This window comes from Steroidobacter flavus (genome assembly GCF_042651805.1).
GTDB lineage: Bacteria > Pseudomonadota > Gammaproteobacteria > Steroidobacterales > Steroidobacteraceae > Steroidobacter > Steroidobacter flavus.
The window spans coordinates 259,187-277,959 of the sequence record NZ_JBHSDU010000001.1 but is presented as its reverse complement, the minus strand read 5'-3'; the positions used below and the strand labels follow the sequence as shown (position 1 = coordinate 277,959).

Annotated in this window: 10 protein-coding genes, 2 tRNA genes and 1 pseudogene; 3 read left to right on the top strand and 10 right to left on the bottom strand. The window is 61.1% G+C overall.

What is annotated here, in order from left to right:
• Positions 1-56: 56 nt before the first annotated feature.
• The 3 genes and pseudogenes from ACFPN2_RS01200 to ACFPN2_RS01190 all read right to left on the bottom strand — a co-directional run.
• Positions 57-140, bottom strand: a pseudogene (locus ACFPN2_RS01200) (hypothetical protein); the annotation flags it as partial.
• Positions 141-546: 406 nt separating this feature from the next.
• Positions 547-2,286, bottom strand: coding sequence for an NACHT domain-containing protein (locus ACFPN2_RS01195; protein ID WP_380594159.1), 1,740 nt, complete (start codon positions 2,284-2,286; stop codon positions 547-549).
• Positions 2,287-2,587: 301 nt separating this feature from the next.
• Positions 2,588-5,173, bottom strand: a complete 2,586-nt coding sequence (locus tag ACFPN2_RS01190) for a choice-of-anchor D domain-containing protein (protein ID WP_380594157.1) — start codon at positions 5,171-5,173, stop codon at positions 2,588-2,590.
• Positions 5,174-5,483: 310 nt separating this feature from the next.
• On the opposite strand from ACFPN2_RS01190, the gene uvrC reads away from it, so the two are divergent.
• A complete protein-coding gene (gene uvrC, locus ACFPN2_RS01185; RefSeq protein WP_380594155.1) occupies positions 5,484-7,316 on the top strand; it encodes an excinuclease ABC subunit UvrC in 1,833 nt (610 codons plus the stop codon).
• Between the two features lie 22 nt (positions 7,317-7,338).
• On the top strand, positions 7,339-7,935 hold the full coding sequence (gene pgsA / locus ACFPN2_RS01180; RefSeq protein WP_380594153.1) for a CDP-diacylglycerol--glycerol-3-phosphate 3-phosphatidyltransferase: 597 nt from the start codon (positions 7,339-7,341) through the stop codon (positions 7,933-7,935).
• A gap of 6 nt (positions 7,936-7,941) precedes the next feature.
• Here the strand turns inward: pgsA and ACFPN2_RS01175 are convergent.
• The 7 genes from ACFPN2_RS01175 to ACFPN2_RS01145 form a co-directional block, all read right to left on the bottom strand.
• Positions 7,942-8,015 (bottom strand) — tRNA-Cys (locus ACFPN2_RS01175).
• 92 nt (positions 8,016-8,107) lie between these two features.
• Positions 8,108-8,183 (bottom strand) — tRNA-Gly (locus tag ACFPN2_RS01170).
• A gap of 95 nt (positions 8,184-8,278) precedes the next feature.
• On the bottom strand, positions 8,279-9,820 hold the full coding sequence (locus ACFPN2_RS01165) for an MFS transporter (protein ID WP_380594151.1): 1,542 nt from the start codon (positions 9,818-9,820) through the stop codon (positions 8,279-8,281).
• Positions 9,821-9,825: 5 nt separating this feature from the next.
• Entirely contained in the window at positions 9,826-10,932 is a 1,107-nt protein-coding gene (gene bglB, locus ACFPN2_RS01160) for a beta-galactosidase BglB (RefSeq protein ID WP_380594149.1), read from the bottom strand.
• Positions 10,933-10,943: 11 nt separating this feature from the next.
• Entirely contained in the window at positions 10,944-11,267 is a 324-nt protein-coding gene (locus ACFPN2_RS01155) for an L-rhamnose mutarotase (protein WP_380594148.1), read from the bottom strand.
• A 3-nt stretch (positions 11,268-11,270) separates the two neighbouring features.
• Positions 11,271-12,821 (bottom strand): alpha-N-arabinofuranosidase, encoded by a 1,551-nt coding sequence (locus ACFPN2_RS01150; RefSeq protein WP_380594146.1) that lies wholly within the window; start codon positions 12,819-12,821, stop codon positions 11,271-11,273.
• Positions 12,822-12,915: 94 nt separating this feature from the next.
• Positions 12,916-15,699, bottom strand: coding sequence for a TonB-dependent receptor (locus tag ACFPN2_RS01145; RefSeq protein ID WP_380594144.1), 2,784 nt, complete (start codon positions 15,697-15,699; stop codon positions 12,916-12,918).
• A 253-nt stretch (positions 15,700-15,952) separates the two neighbouring features.
• On the opposite strand from ACFPN2_RS01145, the gene ACFPN2_RS01140 reads away from it, so the two are divergent.
• Positions 15,953-18,691: an exo-rhamnogalacturonan lyase family protein gene (locus ACFPN2_RS01140; protein WP_380594142.1), complete on the top strand. Its 2,739-nt coding sequence runs from the start codon at positions 15,953-15,955 to the stop codon at positions 18,689-18,691.
• The last annotated feature ends 82 nt before the right edge of the window (positions 18,692-18,773 follow it).

The window sequence follows — 18,773 nt, the reverse complement described above, 5'->3', positions numbered from 1 at the left end:
GGCCAGAGCGCTCGAGACGATTCACGCGACCAGCGCTCCATAACTACGGATTTCGCTCACTGGGGCTCGTTCGCACCAATGCACTGGTATTGAACACTGACTGTAGCGTTCAGGCAGTTTCCGTATGCGTTGTACTGGTGGCATTGCGTCTTTTGGCCACCGAAGGCTTCGGCATCGGAGTAACCCCACGCCTAGCAGCGTTGCGCGGCCGCAGTGGCGCCTTGCCTGAAGTCAACTTTCGGTGTTTCGAACATGCCGACGTTATATGACAGCTATGGTTCCGTCGGAGCGGCTGCCACCAGTCGGTACTCACGTCTTTTGCACGGCGCACGCTGGGAGCGTGGCGACGAGTGCCAGGGCTACAAACGATTGTTTCATCGGGCTTCCTCAAATTAAGTCGCTTGGACGGCGCATCGGGCCGACTGATCGAGCGCTTGTATCAGATCAGACACGCAGTGCAGTCCGTTAGGAGTAACTTGCGCTGGATCAGCACGAATTCTGGTTCCGGTGCTGAGGTACCAGTGCAGGATAGAGGAAGTCGGTTAGCTATGGAGAGACGAAATCCGCAACGCGCGATTCTATAGCCAGTTCTTCCTCCGCCTCGCGCAGGGATACCAGAATGTCGTCGACGACCCCCTGAACTACGGCGAGGCACTCGTTGAACTTGCCTTTCGTTATCGCAAAGTCCCCTAATTTCGTGCGCTTTTCAAGGGAGTGTGTGGGCAGAAATTTGGACATGCCCGGGCGTATCACTCTATGGAACGATCTCCTGATGATGAGGTCGGCCACGAAGCCTTGCGTTCCGCTGATTTGGAAGCTGCAGGAGCCAAGGGATTCTGGTGGCGATACCGGTACGATTGTTGTGTGGTCCAGAATCTTGGCGGCGGTGTTGGCGGTAATCTTGGTCTGAACCGAATCGATGCCGAAGTACTGCAATGCCATCTGTGCCGAGGGCACGTAGAAGAATTTGAGATAGCGGAGTCGATCTATTTGAGACAGGAACTCTAACTCCTGCCGCCATTTTAGCCACTTGCTGGAATTCACACCCAAATAGAATTTCCGAGCATTGTCTTCGGACGTGCTACTGATAAACGCCGCCGCGTGGAATTCGACGACGCTCTTGTGGATGAAGTGGCATTCGAAGCCCTCCTGCAGCATCAGACACGCTACTTTGGTCATGTCGTGAATGAATGCGTCCGTGACGCAGGATATTCCGGTCGCTCCCGATGCTTGCTCTAAAAGCGCCCTTAAGGTCGAGTCCTTGAGAACGAGTTGGTCCTGTCGTCGCGCCGCGTAACAAAAGGCCTCGAATAGCTTCCTCAAGTCAGAGTCCGCTAGGCCGCTTTCTCGCTTGCGACGAAACCCCGGCTTGTTCTTGTCATGCCGTGTCAGCAGGGTAAAGAAAATGGCGTCGTAGAACTCGGAGAGCGATGTGGGAATTTCCTGGCGCGAGTTGTAGACCATGACGAGCAACGTCAGTAATAGTGGCGTCGTCAACAGCAATTTTATTTCGGCGTTGCTCTTCTCGATCGCGATCGCGATTTCATCGACGCGTGCCTTTTCTGGCACGATTCTGGCGAGAAATGCTCGATGATCGCGCGATGTCAGAGGGGCCAGCTGATACACCCTGAAATGCGGTGAGCGTTCGATCCCGCTGTCGGGACGCGAGGTGATGACAATTTGGAGCGTCGGATACTTCTGTGACAATGCTTCAATTTCCGAGAGAACATGGGTGATCGACCCCTGTTCGACTTCATCGAACGCATCCAGCAAGAGGACCAGTTTGCCCGATTCCGCCAAGTAGTCGAACATGGGTTCATCGCAGGCGATCCGATACAGTGACACGGCGCTGATGAGAAAAGCTTTGAAGCACAAACTGGGGTCGTAACGACGCAACTCGACGAAGATCGGAATCCTTTGGGACGCGGCCAGTTCTTTGACGCAGAGGTAGCGAAGAAAAATCGACTTGCCCTGACCGACTGTGCCCTGAATAATGAAGTTCTCTCTGGCTGAGACTGCAGCCACCGATCCAATCTGGCATGTTGTCTTGTCGATGATGAGCCTTGATGGGTAGTAGAAGCTCGTGAGTGGCACCTCCTTGTCGATGCGCCACATCGTTTTGACTTTCTGCACCGATTTGATGGACTTCTGGATTTCCTTGAGCTTTTCAGGCGTAGCGAGCGAGCGAAGTTTGCGCCGGATGGCATCTTTCGAGGCAGCGTAGAGATCTTCGATGGGCTTCTTCAGCGCGTTGGCAGCCACGCTGGTGACCAGAATACTTCCCATGGGCTCCTGTCTCGGTAAAGCGCACATTCGAGAGACAGAGACCGGTAAAGGATGCTGGCTGTACTCCTGAGAGGTGGAAAGCTGCCACGGTGGTCAGAAATGCCTGGGCAGCACGGACCGGAAGTGGAGTACGTCCACAAGGCGCAGGCGGCAAAGGTCATGCTGCCGGTCGCTTCTTCGGACCCTATCCGAGCGCACTGGCCACGCGCGAAACCAGCCTGCTCCGGCTGTGCAGCGCTACCTTGTTTGCCGCAGAGCCGGGTAGCGAGCCCGGCTCTTCTTGGAATAAACTTCCGATGACTTACCAGACGAACTTGACGTTCGCGGCCAGCAGGTCGACGTCTTCTTCGTTGGTCTTGTAGCGGCTCGCTTCGAGGCCCACCGACCAGCGAGTGGCGAACGTCCAGTCGCCGCTGATGCCGAACAGAGCATCGGTGCCATCCGGCTTGAGCGTGACACGCTGATTGCCGAACGTGGCGCGCTGTTCGCTTTCCCACTTCCACACGCCGGCGCGGGCGGACAGCGCCAGCGACGGAGTGAACGGATAGCGATAGCTCACGCTCGCTTCGTAGCCCGAAGGCGCAACCGGCAGCGCCGCGGCCAGGGCGTGCGCATACGTCGCTGCTTGACCGGCAGGCACGCTTGCGCTCGCGGAGGAGGACACTTCGCCGAGATCGGTGTAACCGACTTCCACGCCCCAGTGCTGAGTCAGGCGATAACCCGCAAACACACGATACGCATCGCGGTTCGTGTCGCCCAGGTCGATATTGCTGCCAGTGAAGCCCCAAGCTTGCAGATCGGCGGCCACATCGCCGCGCTTCTGTTCACCCTTGGCCTGGCCGAACGTCGCGCCAACATACGCCTCCGGCGCTTCAGCGTTCGCGCGGCCGACCATCACGCCGGCGACGAGCAGAGGAAACATGCGACGAGCGAACACACCGAGCGCGCCGATCAGCAGCATCGGCCAGCCCATCGCGCCGCCGCCACCCTTGGACTTCGCCACGACGTCGACGTTTTCGTTCGCGAGTGTGAAGCTCGCGTTGATCGTGCAAGCGCCGGTGATTGCGCCGGTCGTATAGGTCGAGCCCGACAGTGAGCCGCCGCAGCCGGACACCGAGTCGATGCGATAGCCGCTGCTCGGCACGATGTTGAAGGCCGCCGTTTGACCGCTGATCACCTGCGTCGTGCCCGGATTGATCGAGCCGTTGGAGCCCGCGTTGGCAGTGACGGTGAAGCGTTGAAACACGTTGACAGTGACCGCTGGCGAGGTCGACCGACCATTGCCAACGTCGCCGTTGTAGACGGCTGCATACTGTTTCGCTCCAGCCGTGAGGCCGGTGAGCGCACAGGTTGCAGTGGTGCCGGAGAGCGCCACGCCCGTGCAGCTCGCAATCGCGGCGCCGCCCTCGGTGAAGTCCACCGTGCCGGTCGGCGAGCTGCCCGTGACTTCCGCAGTCAACGTGACATCGTCGCCAGGTTCAAGATCCGTCGAGGTCGCGGACAGCGCAGTCGTCGTCGCCGGGCGAGGAGCGATGCCCGCGCCGTTAGCAGAAACCACGCGGTTGGCGCCGCCGAAGTTCATCGCCACCGAGCCCGACACTGCGCCGGCTGCCGACGGCGTGAATGTCACAGTCACGGTGCAGGTTCCGCCGACCGCGATCGTGCCGTTGCAGTTGTCGCTGGTGGCAAAGCCTGCCGTAGGAACAATGGACACGACCGCCACGGGCACGCTCGCGACGCTGGTGAGCGTGAGCGTCAAGATCGAGTGATCGCCCACATCGACGTTGCCGAAGTTCAACGCGGACGGCGAGACGTTCACGTCGTACTCGATCAGCGCGCTCTCATACGTGCTCAGATAAACCTGATTGGCCTTCTCGTATAGGAACAGGATGTCGCCGTTGATGTTGTTGATCGCGGCGTTGGCGCGAGTCGCATTGGTGACCACGGTGGTCGGCGGGCCAAAGGTCGCGCCCAGATCGTTGCTGTGCTCGAATTTCAGGTCATTGGTGCCCGCTTCGAGATAGCCCGAGACCACGTTGCCGAAGATGTCGGCCGACAGCGAGCGGGTGGTGCTGCCAGCGGTCGCGTTCACCGCCAGGCTGGTGTAAGTGGCCGTATCGATATCGAAGCGTTCCAGGTTCGTGCCCGAGCCCGCCATGAAAATGTAGCGTGCGCTGTCGGTGATTGACAGAGCGCCGACCGAGTAGGTCACCGATGTGCCGGTCGAGATGGCCGCGGTGAACGTTTGCGCATGATCGGTGCTCTTGAAGTAATAGACCGAAGGATCGTCGACGACGGCGATCACGTCATGCGTCAGGTAATCGACGAAAATATCTGCGAAGGCGTAAGAGCCGCCGGTCGATGTCGGAGCGAAGCTCGCGCCATCGTCGGTGCTGCGGTAAATGGCATTGCCGGCCTGGGGAATGATGTAGACGTAGTCGCCATCGACCGCCATGTGAGCGGCGCCCGCCGCACCGGCGGTGATAGCGGTGGAGAACGTCGCTCCGCCATCGCGACTGATGGCGTGCACGGCATCGCCGCCCTTGATCCAGGTCACATGCAGATCGCCGTCGTTGGCGATCGCGATCTCGGCTTCGCCATCGACCGGGTCCACCTGGACGCTGGGGCCGAAGCTCTGGCCGCGATTGATGCTCTTGGCGATGCGAATGCCGTTGGTCGCGCTACGGAACAACGCATAGACCGTGCCGTCGGCGCCGACGGCCAGTTTGCGTGACGTGTTGGAGTTCTCGAGGTTGTTGTCGGTGCCGATGTCGCTGACCGGAACGTCGAGATGCAACGGCGACGGGTTGAGCGCAGCTTGCGCGCTCGTGAGCGTGAGTAGGAGTCCCGCGCTGATGAGTGCCGCGCGGAGCAATGAATTCGACATGGGAAAAAAACATTCCTTTGAGCGGGGTTCGACGGCGGCGAATATAGGCAGTGCACCAGTGTCAGAATGACGACTGCTCCACAGATGTCGTGATGAGGCGACGTTTTCGCGGTGGAGGAGACAACGCAGGTTGTCGCGTATCAGATCGTCGCTGAGTGGGGCGCGTCGACGTCAGGGTTGATGCCAGGTCTCGCGACAGGATTGGATGAACGTCCCGCAAGGCTTGATCGTATCTGGCGCGAGGGGCGTCAGGCCCCGGGAGCGAAATGCCTGACCAGCGCTGACCGGCTTCATCCTTTAAAATGGCGCCATGACCGGTTCACCGAGCCCCACCTTCGACTCCAAGCTGTTCCTGGCCAACGTCAGCCAGCGCCCGGGCGTCTATCGCATGATCGGGGCCGATGGCGAGGTGCTGTATGTAGGAAAGGCGCGCAACCTCAAGAACCGGCTGACGACGTACTTTGTCGGCAAGGCGCAGGCGGCGAAGACCATGGCGATGGTCTCGCAGGTGGCCAATGTCGAAGTGACGGTGACGGCGTCGGAGACCGAGGCGCTGCTGCTCGAGTACAACTTGATCAAGCGGCATCGGCCGCGCTTCAACGTCACTCTGCGCGACGACAAGAGCTTTCCGTACCTCTACGTCACGACCGAAGATGAATACCCACGGGTCAGCTTCTATCGGGGCAGTCGGAAGCTGCCGGGCCGCTTCTTCGGGCCCTATCCGAACGCGCGGGCCACGCGCGAGACCATCCTGCTCCTGCAGAAGTTGTTCCTGCTCCGTCCGTGCAGCGACACCTTTTTTGCCAATCGCTCGCGGCCCTGCCTTCAGCACCAGATCAAGCGCTGCTCCGGCCCCTGCGTGCGGCTGATCTCGCCGGAGGAGTACCGGCAGGACGTGAACGATGCGATCAAAGTCCTGGAAGGCAAGGGCGGTGAGCTGATCGACGATCTGGCCCAGCGCATGGAGCAGGCGTCGCTGGCGCTCGAGTTCGAGAAGGCCGCGCGTCTGCGCGATCAGATCAATGGCATCAAGGCGATCCACTCGACTCAATCGGTGACGCGCAACGCCACCGAGGACATCGACGCCGTCGCGCTCGTGTCCCATGGCAGCGATCACTGCGTGTCCATCGTGTTCGTGCGCGGCGGGCGCAATCTCGGCAGCAACAACTTTTTTCCGAAACCGGGCATCGCGGAGGCGGGCGAGTTGCTCTCGGGCTTCCTCGCTCAGTACTACCTGGGGCGCGAGGCGCCGGGCGAGATTCTGATCAACGAGCAGATCGAAGACGCCGACACGCTCGAACAGGCATTGAGCGAGCGCATGGAGCGCACGGTCCGCATCCGTCCGAGCGTTCGCGGCGTGCGGGCGCGTTGGCTGGAGATGGCGCGCACCAACGCCGAGTTGGGCGTGAAGATGCGCCGGGCGACCGAGGCGACGAGTGTCGAACAGCTGCAAGCGATGCAAGAGGTGTTCAATCTGCCGAATCCGCCGGGGCGTATTGAGTGCTTCGACATCAGTCACACGATGGGCGAGCGCACCGTGGCGTCGTGCGTCGTGTTCGGTCCGGAAGGCCCGATCAAGAGCGACTACCGGCGCTTCAACATCGAAGGGATTGCGGGCGGCGACGATTACGGCGCCATGCGCCAGGCATTGTCGCGACGGTATGCCCGCATCAAGAAGGGTGAGGCGCCGACCCCCGATGTGCTATTGATCGACGGCGGTCCGGGCCAGTTGGCCCAGGCCACCGAAGTGCTCAATGAGCTGGAGATTGAGAACGTGTTGATCGCGGGTGTGGCGAAGGGCGCGGATCGCAGGCCGGGTCAGGAGCGGCTGTTCCTGCCAGGGCACGAGCTGCCGACCGTGCTGCCGCCGGATTCACCCGCGCTCCACTTGATCCAGCGCGTGCGCGACGAAGCGCATCGCTTCGCCATTACCGGTCACCGGGCGCGGCGGGGCAAGGCGCGGACTCAGTCCGTCCTGGAGACGGTGCCGGGGCTCGGGCCGCGCAAACGGAGGGAACTGCTGCGTCAGTTCGGCGGTCTGCAGGGGGTGACTCGGGCGGGAATCGACGATTTAGCCAAGGTGCATGGCATCGGTCGTAAGCTGGCGCAATCTATCTTTGACACATTGCACGCGAATGGCTGAAAAGTCCTTACAATTCGTCCCAGTGACTTTTCCCATCGCGAATATCCTGACTGTGGCGCGGATCATCATGATTCCGCTGGTGGTCGTTCTCTTTTATATGCCGGAGCATTGGGCCAAAGCGGCCACCGGCTGGATTTTCATTCTTGCCGCCGTCACCGATTCGCTCGACGGCTATCTGGCGCGCAAGCTCGGCCAGATGTCCGCGCTCGGCGCGTTCCTCGATCCGGTGGCGGACAAGTTGATGGTCGCCGTCGCGCTGATCCTGCTGGTCAGTTACGACCCGCCGATGCTCCAGTTCATCAAGTTCGATCCCCACACCTTGATCACGCTGACCGCGGCCGTGATCGTCGGCCGCGAGATCACCATTTCGGCGCTTCGTGAATGGATGGCGGAGATGGGGGCGCGCGGCAAGGTGGCCGTGTCCTCGATGGGCAAGCTCAAGACCATCTTCCAGATGACCGGCCTGTCGATGATGCTGTTTCGCGAGGATGTGTGGTTCATCCCGGCCTTCGAGCTGGGCTTTTACTGCCTGGTGGCCGCCGCGGCGCTGACGTTGTGGTCCATGGTGGTTTACCTACGGGCCGCGTGGCCGGACCTGATGCGGTCGGGCTCGAGATAAGAAGACTGGAGGCTCGGGCCGGAATCGAACCGGCGTAGACGGCTTTGCAGGCCGCTGCATAACCACTTTGCTACCGAGCCGTAGGAGTGGGTAGGAGTGGTGAAACCCCAGCTCCCGCCGCTGCCGCCACGACCTTATCGACGTTCTAAGTTGCTGGCGGCAGTGAAGAAATTGGAGCGGGAAACGAGGCTCGAACTCGCGACCTTAACCTTGGCAAGGTTACGCTCTACCAACTGAGCTATTCCCGCGTCGCGTCCGGCGGGCGTGGCCACCGGAGAGGCCGCTATTCTAGGGTCGAGCCGCCAACTGTCAAGGCGGTCCGTGCACTTAGCACAACTTTCTTTCACTCCGTTGTCGTACTGCTCAAGTTGGCGGGAGAGTCAAGGTGGCTGCGATGCCCAGTTGCCGTTTTTCGTCTGCCCCACAACTCCTCGTAGCGCCAGCCGGTGAGGTCTTCAACGATGCGTCGGCTCTGTGCATCGGGCACGGGATCGGGTTGCTCTTTGAAGCGCGCGATCTCGCGCATCAGTACTGCGTGCGTGTCGCGATCGAGATGGAAGCGCAGGGAGACGACCCAGCCGAAGGCCAGTAGCGTCAGCGTGCCTAACGCGAGCATCAGCACGATGGTCTGCACCGCTTGTGGCGATTGAGTCGTGTTGCCGGAAATGAATCCGCCGGCTTGCAAGATGAAGCCGACGCCCATGACCGCGGCCGCTTGCGAGGTCTTGCGAATGAAGGTCATGACGCCGGCGAAGGCGCCTTCGCGACGGCGGCCGGTGACGATCTCGTCGACGTCGGCCATGTAGTTATAGGTGTTCCAGGGAATGTAGTTGAGCCCGCCGCGTCCCAAACCAGCGATCAGCACGGGCACGTAGATCCACCACGTGGGCACGGGATGCATCTGATAGAGCACCACGAACCCGAGCACGGCGGTCCCGTACAAGCCGACAGCGATGCGGTAAGAGGGCGCGGGATGCAATCGCAGGCACATCGGAATGAACGCGGCGACGGCCAGCAACTGGGCGAACGCCATCGTGCCCATCAAGTTCGATGCGATGACGACGCTGCCGCCGATCGCGAACACGATGAAGTAGGTGAACACGGCGTTGAAGATGTCCTGGCTGATGTAACCGCCGAGGTACATGCCGAGGTGCAGTCGAAAGGCGCGGATGCGCAGCGTTGCGATCAAGTCGGAATACAGTTGTGTCAGTCGTCGCAACGGCGATTGATCGCCATGCTCGAGGGCGATGCTCTCGATCTCCTCGCGCGGCCGCTCCCAAGTGAACGTGAACACGGCCAGCGCGACCAGCATGAAGATCACCGAGAAGATCACGCCCAGATAAAAGAACGTCTCCGCCGAGCTCTTGCCGAACGCTTCGATGATCCGGCCGGGCAGCACGCCCGCGAGGATGGCGGCGACCTGACCGCACAGAATGCGAGCCCCGGCGAACTTCGCCTTGACCTTGTAGTCGGGCGACATCTCCGCAGCCAGTGTCTCGTATGGAATCAGCTCCATCGCATACACGACCTCGAAGAACACGTACGTGACGAGGTAGTACCAGAAGCTCATGCCGTCGATCCACATCAGCGCGAAGCTGGGCAGCAGCGGCACGGCGAGCAAAATGAAAAACCGCCGACGGCCGAAGCGTCGACCGAGGGAGGTGCGATGGAAATGATCGGAGATGTAGCCGATCAGGGGGCTGGCCACGGCATCGAACAGCCGCGCGATCGCGAAGATCGCGGCGGCTTGCACGGCGGTGAGACCGCAGAAGGTCGTGTAGAAGAACAGGATCCAGCCGCTGATGACCGACATCGCGCCGGCGCCCAGGAAGTCATTGCTGCCGTAGGCGACGTAGTGGCCGAACCGAACCGTGCGTGTGGCCATGCGGGTCAGATGCGCGTGCGCAGGTATTCACCCAGGCACAGCATGGCCATGGCTTGGCCGTACGGCATCGGTGTGAGCGGGATCTTGCGATAAAACTCCAGATCCGAGCCCATGGCCGTGCCGAAAGAAACATTGCGCAGCTCGCCGTTGTCGGCGATGTTCTCGAGCACGCCTTGAACCGCACGCAGGCCGGTCTCCAGATATTTCTCCGGCAGATAGCGCCGGCGCACCGCCTTCAGAATGCCGTACGCGAAGCCCGCCGTCGCGGAGGCTTCCAAGTACGATGATTGATCGTTGATCAGCGTGTGCCACAGGCCACTGGCGTCTTGATGTTTCTGGAGTGTGCGCACCTGGGCCTTCAACGTATCGATCAGGAACTCACGAAGCGCATCGCCCGGCGGCAGGTTCAGCATCTCGATGAACTCGGGAATCGCAATCGTGACCCAGCAATTGCCTCGGGCCCACAGCGCTTCGGCGAAATTGTGCCGGCCATCGAAGGTCCAGCCGTGAAACCACAACCCCGTGCGGCGGTCGTGAAGATATTTGACGTGGAGCAGAAACTGCCGGCGTGCCTCTTCGAGATACTGCGGTCGTCCCAGCACCTGGCCGATGCGCGCCAGCGGCAGCACGCACATCATCAACGTGTCATCCCACAACTGCTGGGGATTTTCTGAGTTGAAGACGATGTGTTGTAAGCCGCCTTCTTCGGTGCGCGGCATGTCGTGCATCACCCATTCGGCCCACGTGTCCAGATAAGGCACGTAGGTCGGATCGCGGTATTGCTCGTAGAGATTCGCGAGCGTGAGGAACGGCGCCACCGTGTTGACGTTCTTGGTCGGCGTGCCGGCGGCGAAACGATCGCGGAACCAGTCCTTGATGACTTGCAAGCAGCGCGGATCGCCGGTGAGCTGGTAGTACTGCTGGATGCCGTACAGCCCGATGCCATGCGTCCATTCCCAATCGTTCCAACCCTTGGTGTCGATGACGCGGCCGTCGTCGAGCTTCAACAGGAATTCGCCGGAGGAATCTTTCAGATCGACCAGATTGGAAATCAGCAGCTGAACGGTGCGATGCAGGCGCGCCGTGTCGTAGTCGCGAAGCGGAACGGGCATGAAACTTACCTTCAATCGAGATGAAACATGGGCACGAGGGGCCACTCGCGCGGTCGCAGATCGGCGTCGGTTTCCATCAGCTCCGCCATGTACAGCCACCAGCGCTTCATGACGGGATGGTCGGGCAGTTCCTCGCGCCGATGCCCGGGGCGCAGCTTGAGCACCGCGAACAGCTGCAGCGTCTTGGGATCGAGGAAGATCGAGTAGTCGTGAATGCCGGCCTCGTGCAGCGTTTCCTTGAGCTCCGGCCACAGCTCGTCGTGGCGCCGCCGGTATTCATCCACCCGGCCGGGCTTCAGCTGCATCCGAAAGGCGATGGTCGTGGACTTGCCCATGCGTTACCTCTGACTCAGGACCAGCAGCGACTTGGCGGGCAGCTCGATCTGCAGCCGCTCGCCGCTCGCTTTGAGCGTTTTGAAGGGAACCGGGCGCACAGTATCAGGAGCGGCGAAGGTGTTGATAGCGTCGGTGGTGGCGGCGGTCAGAATCTGCCCTTGTAGCGCCTTGCCAGCCTGACCCGGCAGGCGCAGCTCGACCGTAGCGGCACGGTGCGGATCCAGATTCGTGAGCGCGATATGCAGCGCACCGGCTTTATCTCGCGCGGCTGTGGCATGCACAGCCGGAACGCTCTCGCTGTCCAGTCGGTACTCGGCCGTCGCAATCTCCACCGGAACATGAGTGGCACCTCGAAAGGGCTTGTACAGGGCGAACGCATGATAGGTCGGGGTCTTCAGCATCTTCGGCCCGTCGGTGAGGATCATGGCCTGCAGTACGTTCACCATCTGCGCGATATTCGTCATGCGCACCCGCTCGGCGTGACGGTGAAAGATATTGAAATTGACGGCCGCGACCAGCGCGTCGCGCAGGCTGTTCTGTTGATACAGAAAGCCTTCGTTGGTGCCCGGCTCGACGTCGTACCAGGTGCCCCATTCGTCGACCAGTAGCGCCACGCGTCGCTCCGGATCGTAGCGATCCATGATCTTGCTATGGTTGGTCAGGATCTCGTCCATTCGCATGGTGCGCGTAAAGGTCGACATCCATTCCGATTCGGGAAAGCGGGTGGCCGCGCCTTTTTCCTTCCACGCGCCTCGGGGCAGGGTGTAGTAGTGCACGCTGATCGCATCCATGTGCTTGGCCGCTTCGCGCATCAACACTTCGGTCCATTCGGTGTTGCTGCCGTTCGCGCCGCTTGCGATGTGCTGAGGCTTGTTATCGCGTGGGGTTTTGATGAAGGTCGCGTACTGGCGATAGAGATCGGCGTAGAACTCCGGCCGCATGTTGCCGCCGCAGCCCCAGGTCTCGTTGCCGACAGCGAAGTAGTGCAATCGCCAGGGCTTGTCACGACCGTTCGCCCGACGCAGTTGTGCCAGCGTCGAGTTGTTGTCGGCCGTCATGTACTCGACCCACTCGGCCATCTCCTGCGTGGAGCCGGTGCCGACGTTGCCATTCACATAGACCTCGGCGCCGATGAGCTCGGCGAAGTCCATGAACTCGTGCGTGCCGAAGGAGTTGTCGTCGACGACGCCGCCCCAGGTTGTATTGATGCGCGTCGGTCGCCGATTGCGCGGACCGATACCGTCGCGCCAGTGATATTCATCGCCGAAGCAGCCGCCGGGCCAGCGTAGCACTGGAACGCCGAGCTCCTTCAATGCCGCGAGCACATCGTTGCGCAGACCGCGCGTGTTCGGAATCGGCGAGTTCTCACCGACCCAGACACCTTCATAGATGCCGCGGCCCAGATGTTCCGCGAACTGACCGTAGATGCCGGGATCGATGACGCTGCCGGACTGATCGGTGCGGACCGTCACGCTGGCTCGCAGCGCTTCCGCCGCGGTGGCCGACAAAGAAACCAGGGACAATAGAAACAAGGTCAATAAACGAATAGTCATATCGCGTTCTTATCCAGGGGTCGGAAACCCGGTTGCGAGACGGCGCGCAGCGATGAAAGGGGGCTGCCATGCTGCGCACCGCCTCGAACCGTACTCACAATCGCGCTCGCACTCCGAGAAAGTAGCGCGACCCGTAAGTTTCGTTGGCAATTCGTCGCAACTCGGTGTTGTGCTCGATGCGCTGGTCGCCCAGCAGGTTGATCGCTTCCACGAACACGGTGATCTCCGGCAGGATGTTGTAACTGACCGAAGCATCCAGTGAGCCGAAGTCTTCGTTGAACTCGGGAAGGGCGCCACGGCCCGACGCGCTGATCAGCCATTTCTCGCGCCAGTTGTACGAGGCGCGAGCGCTGAAGCGATCGTTCTCGAAATACAGCGAGTAGTTGTAACTGAGCCGGGACAGACCGGGAAACGGCAGGATTTCACCGGTGATGATGTTGGGGCCCTTGAAGCCTTTGTCCTTCTGGTAGGTCACGTTGGCCAATGCGCCGAAGCCGTTGAACGGTTGCGGCAGGAAGTCGAAGGCGTATTGCGCACCGGCCTCGATGCCGTTGACGGTCACGTCATCGCCGCCGTTGACCGGCAGAACGACCGTGTATTCGTTGCCGGAACTGTCGCCGGGCGAGCCATCGACTTCTTCCGAGAACGACTTGTTGATGACGAACTCGGCGATCTCTTTGCGGAACGCGGTGGCGGAGACGAAGCCGTCGCGCGAGAAATACCATTCCAGGCCCAGGTCATACTGGGTCGCTTCATAAGGCTTGAGCTCTGGATTGCCACGCGAACCGGTGAAACCCACGCTATCCAACGATCTGCGCAGCGCCAGCTGGCTCGGGTTGGGACGTGCGAGCACTTTGCCCGCCGTCATGCGCCCGACGAGGTCGTCGCTCAGGTCGAAGCGCAGGTTCAGCGAAGGCAGCCATCTCTTGTAGCCGCCGTCGTGGGAGGCGCGAGGGAAAGTCACAACGCCCGGTGCGTGCCGGATGCGGTTGTATCCCGAAGACATCGTTTCGGTGTCGACATAGCGCACGCCCAGCGTGCCGCTGATGGGAATGGCCAGCCCGTCGAACTTGAACGAGCTCTGCAGATAAGCTGCGTTGGTTTTTTCCTCGACTTCCCAGGTGTCCAGGTAGTTCTGGAAGCTGTTGTTGGTTTCGGTGTTCGGATTGAACCCATGCACGTCGATGTTGCCCAGGCCGCTCGCGGCGATGGTGGCGTTGTAGGTGGCATCACCATTGTCGTTCCAATAACGAATGCCGTTGAAACCCAGATCGCCGGTGGCAAAGAAGCGCACGTCGTTGACGCCCGAGTTGTTGTCGATGATGTCCCGGATCACCGACTGCGCCACCGGAATGCTGATGGTCGAGCCGCCGCTGGAGATGCCGGGACGGCTGGTCAGCTGGATCGTGCGCTGGAACAGGATGCTGTCCATCGTCAGCTCACGCACTTCGAAACCGGTCTTGATCGAGGTGAGCCAGTTAATCTCGGGCTGATACTCGACGTTGAATTGGGCGCTGGTCTCTTCCTGAGAGTTGGTTCGGGGATTGAACACGGCCGTCAGGTTGTTCACGGCATCGCCCGTGGTGGTGTCGATGCCAGGGAAGGTGAAATTCGGGGCGCGCTCGCTGTTGTTGTAGTCAACGATTGCGCGCGGCACGCCGAAGATCGTGGCGGTAGAGTTCTTCTCGTCGTTTTGTACTTCGGCGGATGCGTAGGTCACACGGCCGTCGAGCTTGAAGGCGCCCAGATCCCATTCGCCGCCGAGCGCCGTCGTGTACTGCTCGCGCTCGAGCGAGCCGCCGATGTTGCGATAGGCAAGATCGGTTTGAAACAGCGGGTGTGGAATCACTTCCAGGTGAGTCACCGTGTTATCGGGCCCGACCACGCTGTTCGCATAATCGATCAAGCCGCTGGCGGCACTGAGCTGCATCAACATGCTGCTCACTTGTTCCTTCGCCTTGGCATAGGTGCCTTCGGCGAACACCTTCACGGCTTCGTTGGGCGCCCATTCGACGATCCCGAGGAACGCCGGTCGCTTGGTTTCGCGACGATCGAGCGAGTAACGCGGAATCTCCGGAATCCAGTCGTTGGTGCCGTCGCCGTTCACATCGGTGCCGCGGCCGGGCGTAGCCCCCGAGCCCGTTGGCGTCGGCGAGCGACGCAGCCAACCGGTGGTGCGAGCGTTGTGACTATCGAGATGGCGCTCTTCGTACGTCGCCGCGCCCAACAAGCCCAGCGTGTTGTTCAGGAACGTGCGACTGCCGATGATGGCGAGCTTGGGGTCGTACTCCCGGGCGAGATCGCTGTAGACCATCTGCGTGGAGCCTGCGAGATAGGGCTCGGCGCTGTCGAGCGGTCGACGTGTGACCACTCGCACGGTGCCGCCGATGCCGCCTTCGGTCATCTCGGGGGTCGAGGATTTGAAAACTTCCAGGCGCGACACGAATTCGACCGGCAGATCGCGGAAGTCGACGTCGCGACCGCCACCGACGGTGAGCGACAGCGCCGTGACGCCATTGATCTCGACGCGATTCAGGCCGGGCTCGGCGCCGCGAATGCTGACGCCGCGACCCTCGCCATCCTGCCGGCTGATCTGTACGCCCGTGATGCGTTGGAGCGCTTCACCCAGATTCTTGTCGGGGAAGTCGCCGATGTCTTCGGCGGAAATCGCATCGACGACGGTGATCGACTCGCGCTTGACCTCGAGCGAGGAGCGCAAGCCGGCACGAATGCCGGTGACGACGACTTCCTCGAGCTCGCCCGATTGAGCGCTGATTGCCGGTGTGGACCATCCATGTAAGAACAACACGGAGGCGGCCCATGCCCACGGCGCACGCGTTGCAGAGCGTGGACCGCGATATCCATAGATATTCGCCATGTAATCCCCCAAAACTCGTGCCTTTTCTGTCCGTCGACGCGCCTGCGAGCGCGCGACGGTGCTTTAGTCAGCTCGGGCAAGCATCCGTGACACCGGTAACAATCCGGCACGACCACCGGCCACCCGTTGCTAATATTTGCGCTAGTTTGATCGAATTTGCAATCATTTGTCAGAGAAATCGTCTTTGCAACGCAAAAGACCGGCTGTATCGATCAATTTCAATCGTGGTCGGGCCTGAATGACGGGGGATGGGATGACACAGGGGATTTCACGACGGCAGTTCATTGCCGCCAGCGCGCTGGCATCGACCGCGATCGGCGGCGCGTCGAATGCGCAACCGACGACGCGCGGGTCGAATGCGGTCCTGGCGGATCAAACATTCGAGCAGGGTGCGTGGTGTCATTGGTTAGATGAACGCGCGTCAGACGTCGCGACTGGTGTGACCTGGGGCATGCCTTGGCCGCGTAGCAAACATTCGCCGCGCACGCCGTTTGCTTTGCGCGATCGCGATGGCAAGCGCGTGCCTCTGCAGACCTGGCCGTTGGCGTATTGGCCGGATGGCTCGTTGAAATGGACGGCGCATGCGATTGCGCCCGATGTGACTTTGACGAGCACCGCGTTTCAAATCGAGCCCGGCCAGAAAGGTCCGGCGCCAACGACGGCATTGAAGGTCAAGCAGGACGCGGGGACGATCGAGGTCGACACGGGCGTCATGACTTGCCGCGTATTGCGGAATGGCGCGGTCTGCATCGATTCGATCCGTCGCGGTGGCAAGGACTTGCTCACCGCGGGCCGCTTGATTGCGCTTCGACAGAATATGCCGCTGGAGGAGGCGGACTCGACCGTCAGCGTGGAAACATTCGAGTCGATGATCGAGTCGGCCGAGATCGAGAACGAGGGGCCCTTGCGCGCGGTGATCAAAATCACCGGCCACCACTCGCGCCCGAAGGGACGTCGCTGGTTGCCCTTCACGCTACGGCTGTATTTCTACGCGGGCGCCGACGATGTGCGCGTGATTCACACATTTGTTTTCGATGGCGAGGAGTCGCGGGATTTCATTCGAGGCCTGGGCCTGCGGTTCGATGTGCCTCTGGTGGATGAACTCCACAATCGACACGTCCGATTCGTCGGCGAGAACGATGGCGTGTTCGGCGAGGCCGTGCGCGGCTTGACCGGCTTGCGTCGCGATCCTGGCGTCGAGGCGCGTCAGGCGCAGGTCGCCGGGCGCAAGGTGACGTCGATCGGTCCGAAGGTGGCGGATGGACTCGAATTGATTCCCGCCTTCGGCGACTGGACGCTGCTGCAACCCACGGCGGATTCCTTTCAGATCCGCAAGCGGACGGGGCTCGGTCATGCGTGGCTCGACTCGAGCCGTGGCGGTCGCGCGTCCGGATTGGGATATATCGGTGGGCCGAGCGGCGGCGTGGCGTTCGGCATTCGTAACTTCTGGGAGAGTCATCCGGCGCAGCTGGATATTCGTAAAGCTCGCACCGAACGTGCCGAAGTCACGATGTGGCTCTGGGCGCCGGATGCGCCGCCGATGGATCTGCGCTTCTATCACGACGGGCTGGGTCAGGAGACGCACGAGAAGCAACTCGAAGGTCTCAATATCACTTACGAGGATTATGAGCCCGGTTTCGGCACGCCCGTGGGCGTCGCGCGCACCAGCGAAATGCGGTTGTGGTTGCTCGATGCGACGCCGGTTCGCGAACGTTTGGTGCAGCTCGCGGCGGCGGTGCGTGCGCCGGCGGCGATGGTCGCCGTGCCACAGACGTTGCATCAGGCTGGTGTGTTTGGTGGCACGTTCGCTCTGCCCGACCGATCCAATGCCAAGCAGGTGCGCATCGAAGAGCAGTTGGATTTTCTGTTCGATTTCTACGAGAAGCAGCGGGATCAGCATAGCTGGTATGGGTTCTGGAACTATGGCGATGTGATGCATACCTACGATGCGGATCGTCACACCTGGCGCTATGACGTTGGGGGTTATGCGTGGGACAACTCCGAGCTGTCTACTGACATCTGGCTTTGGCTGTATTTTCTTCGAACGGGGCGGGCGGATGTTTATCGATTCGCCGAGGCGATGACGCGTCATACCGGCGAGGTCGACGTTCATCATTTGGGCAAGTTCGCGCCGCTCGGGTCGCGGCACAACGTCATGCACTGGGGCTGTAGCGCCAAGCAACTGCGCATCAGCACGGCGTTGAATCGTCGCTATTACTACTTCCTGACGGCCGATGAGCGTATTGGCGAACTGTTGCGGGAGCAATTGGAGGCGGCGCGCACGCTTCGGACGGTTGTTCCAGAGCGGAAGTTGCCCGAGGCGCAGGATCGTGTTCGCGAGAGTGCGGACGGTGATTACGCGCGACTCGGCTTCGGGACGGACTGGGGTTCGATTGCTGGCGCGTGGCTGACGGAGTGGGAGAGAACGGGGTCGCGTGAGATGCGTGATCGGTTGGTTGCGAGCATGCGATCGATTGGCTCGCAGCCGCGAGGGTTCTTCACCGGCGGCGGGCGTATGAATTTGCGGACCGGGGCGTTCGATATTTCCAAGGATCAGGCCCTGAATGTTTCGCACCTCAGTGCGGCGTTTGGATTGCCGGAGGTGTGTGCGGAGTTGATCGAGTTGCTGAAGATTCCTGAGTTTGAGCGGGCGTGGGTGCAGTACTGCACGCTATACAACGCGCCGTCGGAACAGCAGAAGGCGGCGCTCGGTGAGAGTCTCGGTGAGCTGAACTTGGGGCAGGGACATTCGAGGCTGACCGCTTACGCAGCCAGGATGAAACGAGATCCGGCGCTGGCCCGGCGAGCGTGGGAGGAGTTTTACGCGGGACGCGCGGGGTTTGCGCCCGATCAGCGATTTGAGACGCAGAGGATCACCGGGCCGGCGGTGATGAATGCGGTGGATGAAGCCGCGTGGGTGTCGACCAATGCGACGGCACAGTGGGGATTGGCGGCGATTGAGTGCCTGGCGTTTACAGCGGACCTCAGCTGAGCGGGTCGCGCCTACGCTGTCGCGTGGCGCTTCTTTCAGGCATAGGAAAGGACCGCTTGCAGACGTAACAAAGGATCGCGTG

Excerpts from the sequence above, each read along its gene's own strand:
- ACFPN2_RS01195 (WP_380594159.1), bottom strand. The coding sequence starts at position 2,286 with ATGGGAAGTATTCTGGTCACCAGCGTGGCTGCCAACGCGCTGAAGAAG.
- ACFPN2_RS01190 (WP_380594157.1), bottom strand. The coding sequence starts at position 5,173 with ATGTCGAATTCATTGCTCCGCGCGGCACTCATCAGCGCGGGACTCCTA.
- uvrC (WP_380594155.1), top strand. The coding sequence starts at position 5,484 with ATGACCGGTTCACCGAGCCCCACCTTCGACTCCAAGCTGTTCCTGGCC.
- ACFPN2_RS01165 (WP_380594151.1), bottom strand. The coding sequence starts at position 9,820 with ATGGCCACACGCACGGTTCGGTTCGGCCACTACGTCGCCTACGGCAGC.
- bglB (WP_380594149.1), bottom strand. The coding sequence starts at position 10,932 with ATGCCCGTTCCGCTTCGCGACTACGACACGGCGCGCCTGCATCGCACC.
- ACFPN2_RS01155 (WP_380594148.1), bottom strand. The coding sequence starts at position 11,267 with ATGGGCAAGTCCACGACCATCGCCTTTCGGATGCAGCTGAAGCCCGGC.
- ACFPN2_RS01150 (WP_380594146.1), bottom strand. The coding sequence starts at position 12,821 with ATGACTATTCGTTTATTGACCTTGTTTCTATTGTCCCTGGTTTCTTTG.
- ACFPN2_RS01145 (WP_380594144.1), bottom strand. The coding sequence starts at position 15,699 with ATGGCGAATATCTATGGATATCGCGGTCCACGCTCTGCAACGCGTGCG.
- ACFPN2_RS01140 (WP_380594142.1), top strand. The coding sequence starts at position 15,953 with ATGACACAGGGGATTTCACGACGGCAGTTCATTGCCGCCAGCGCGCTG.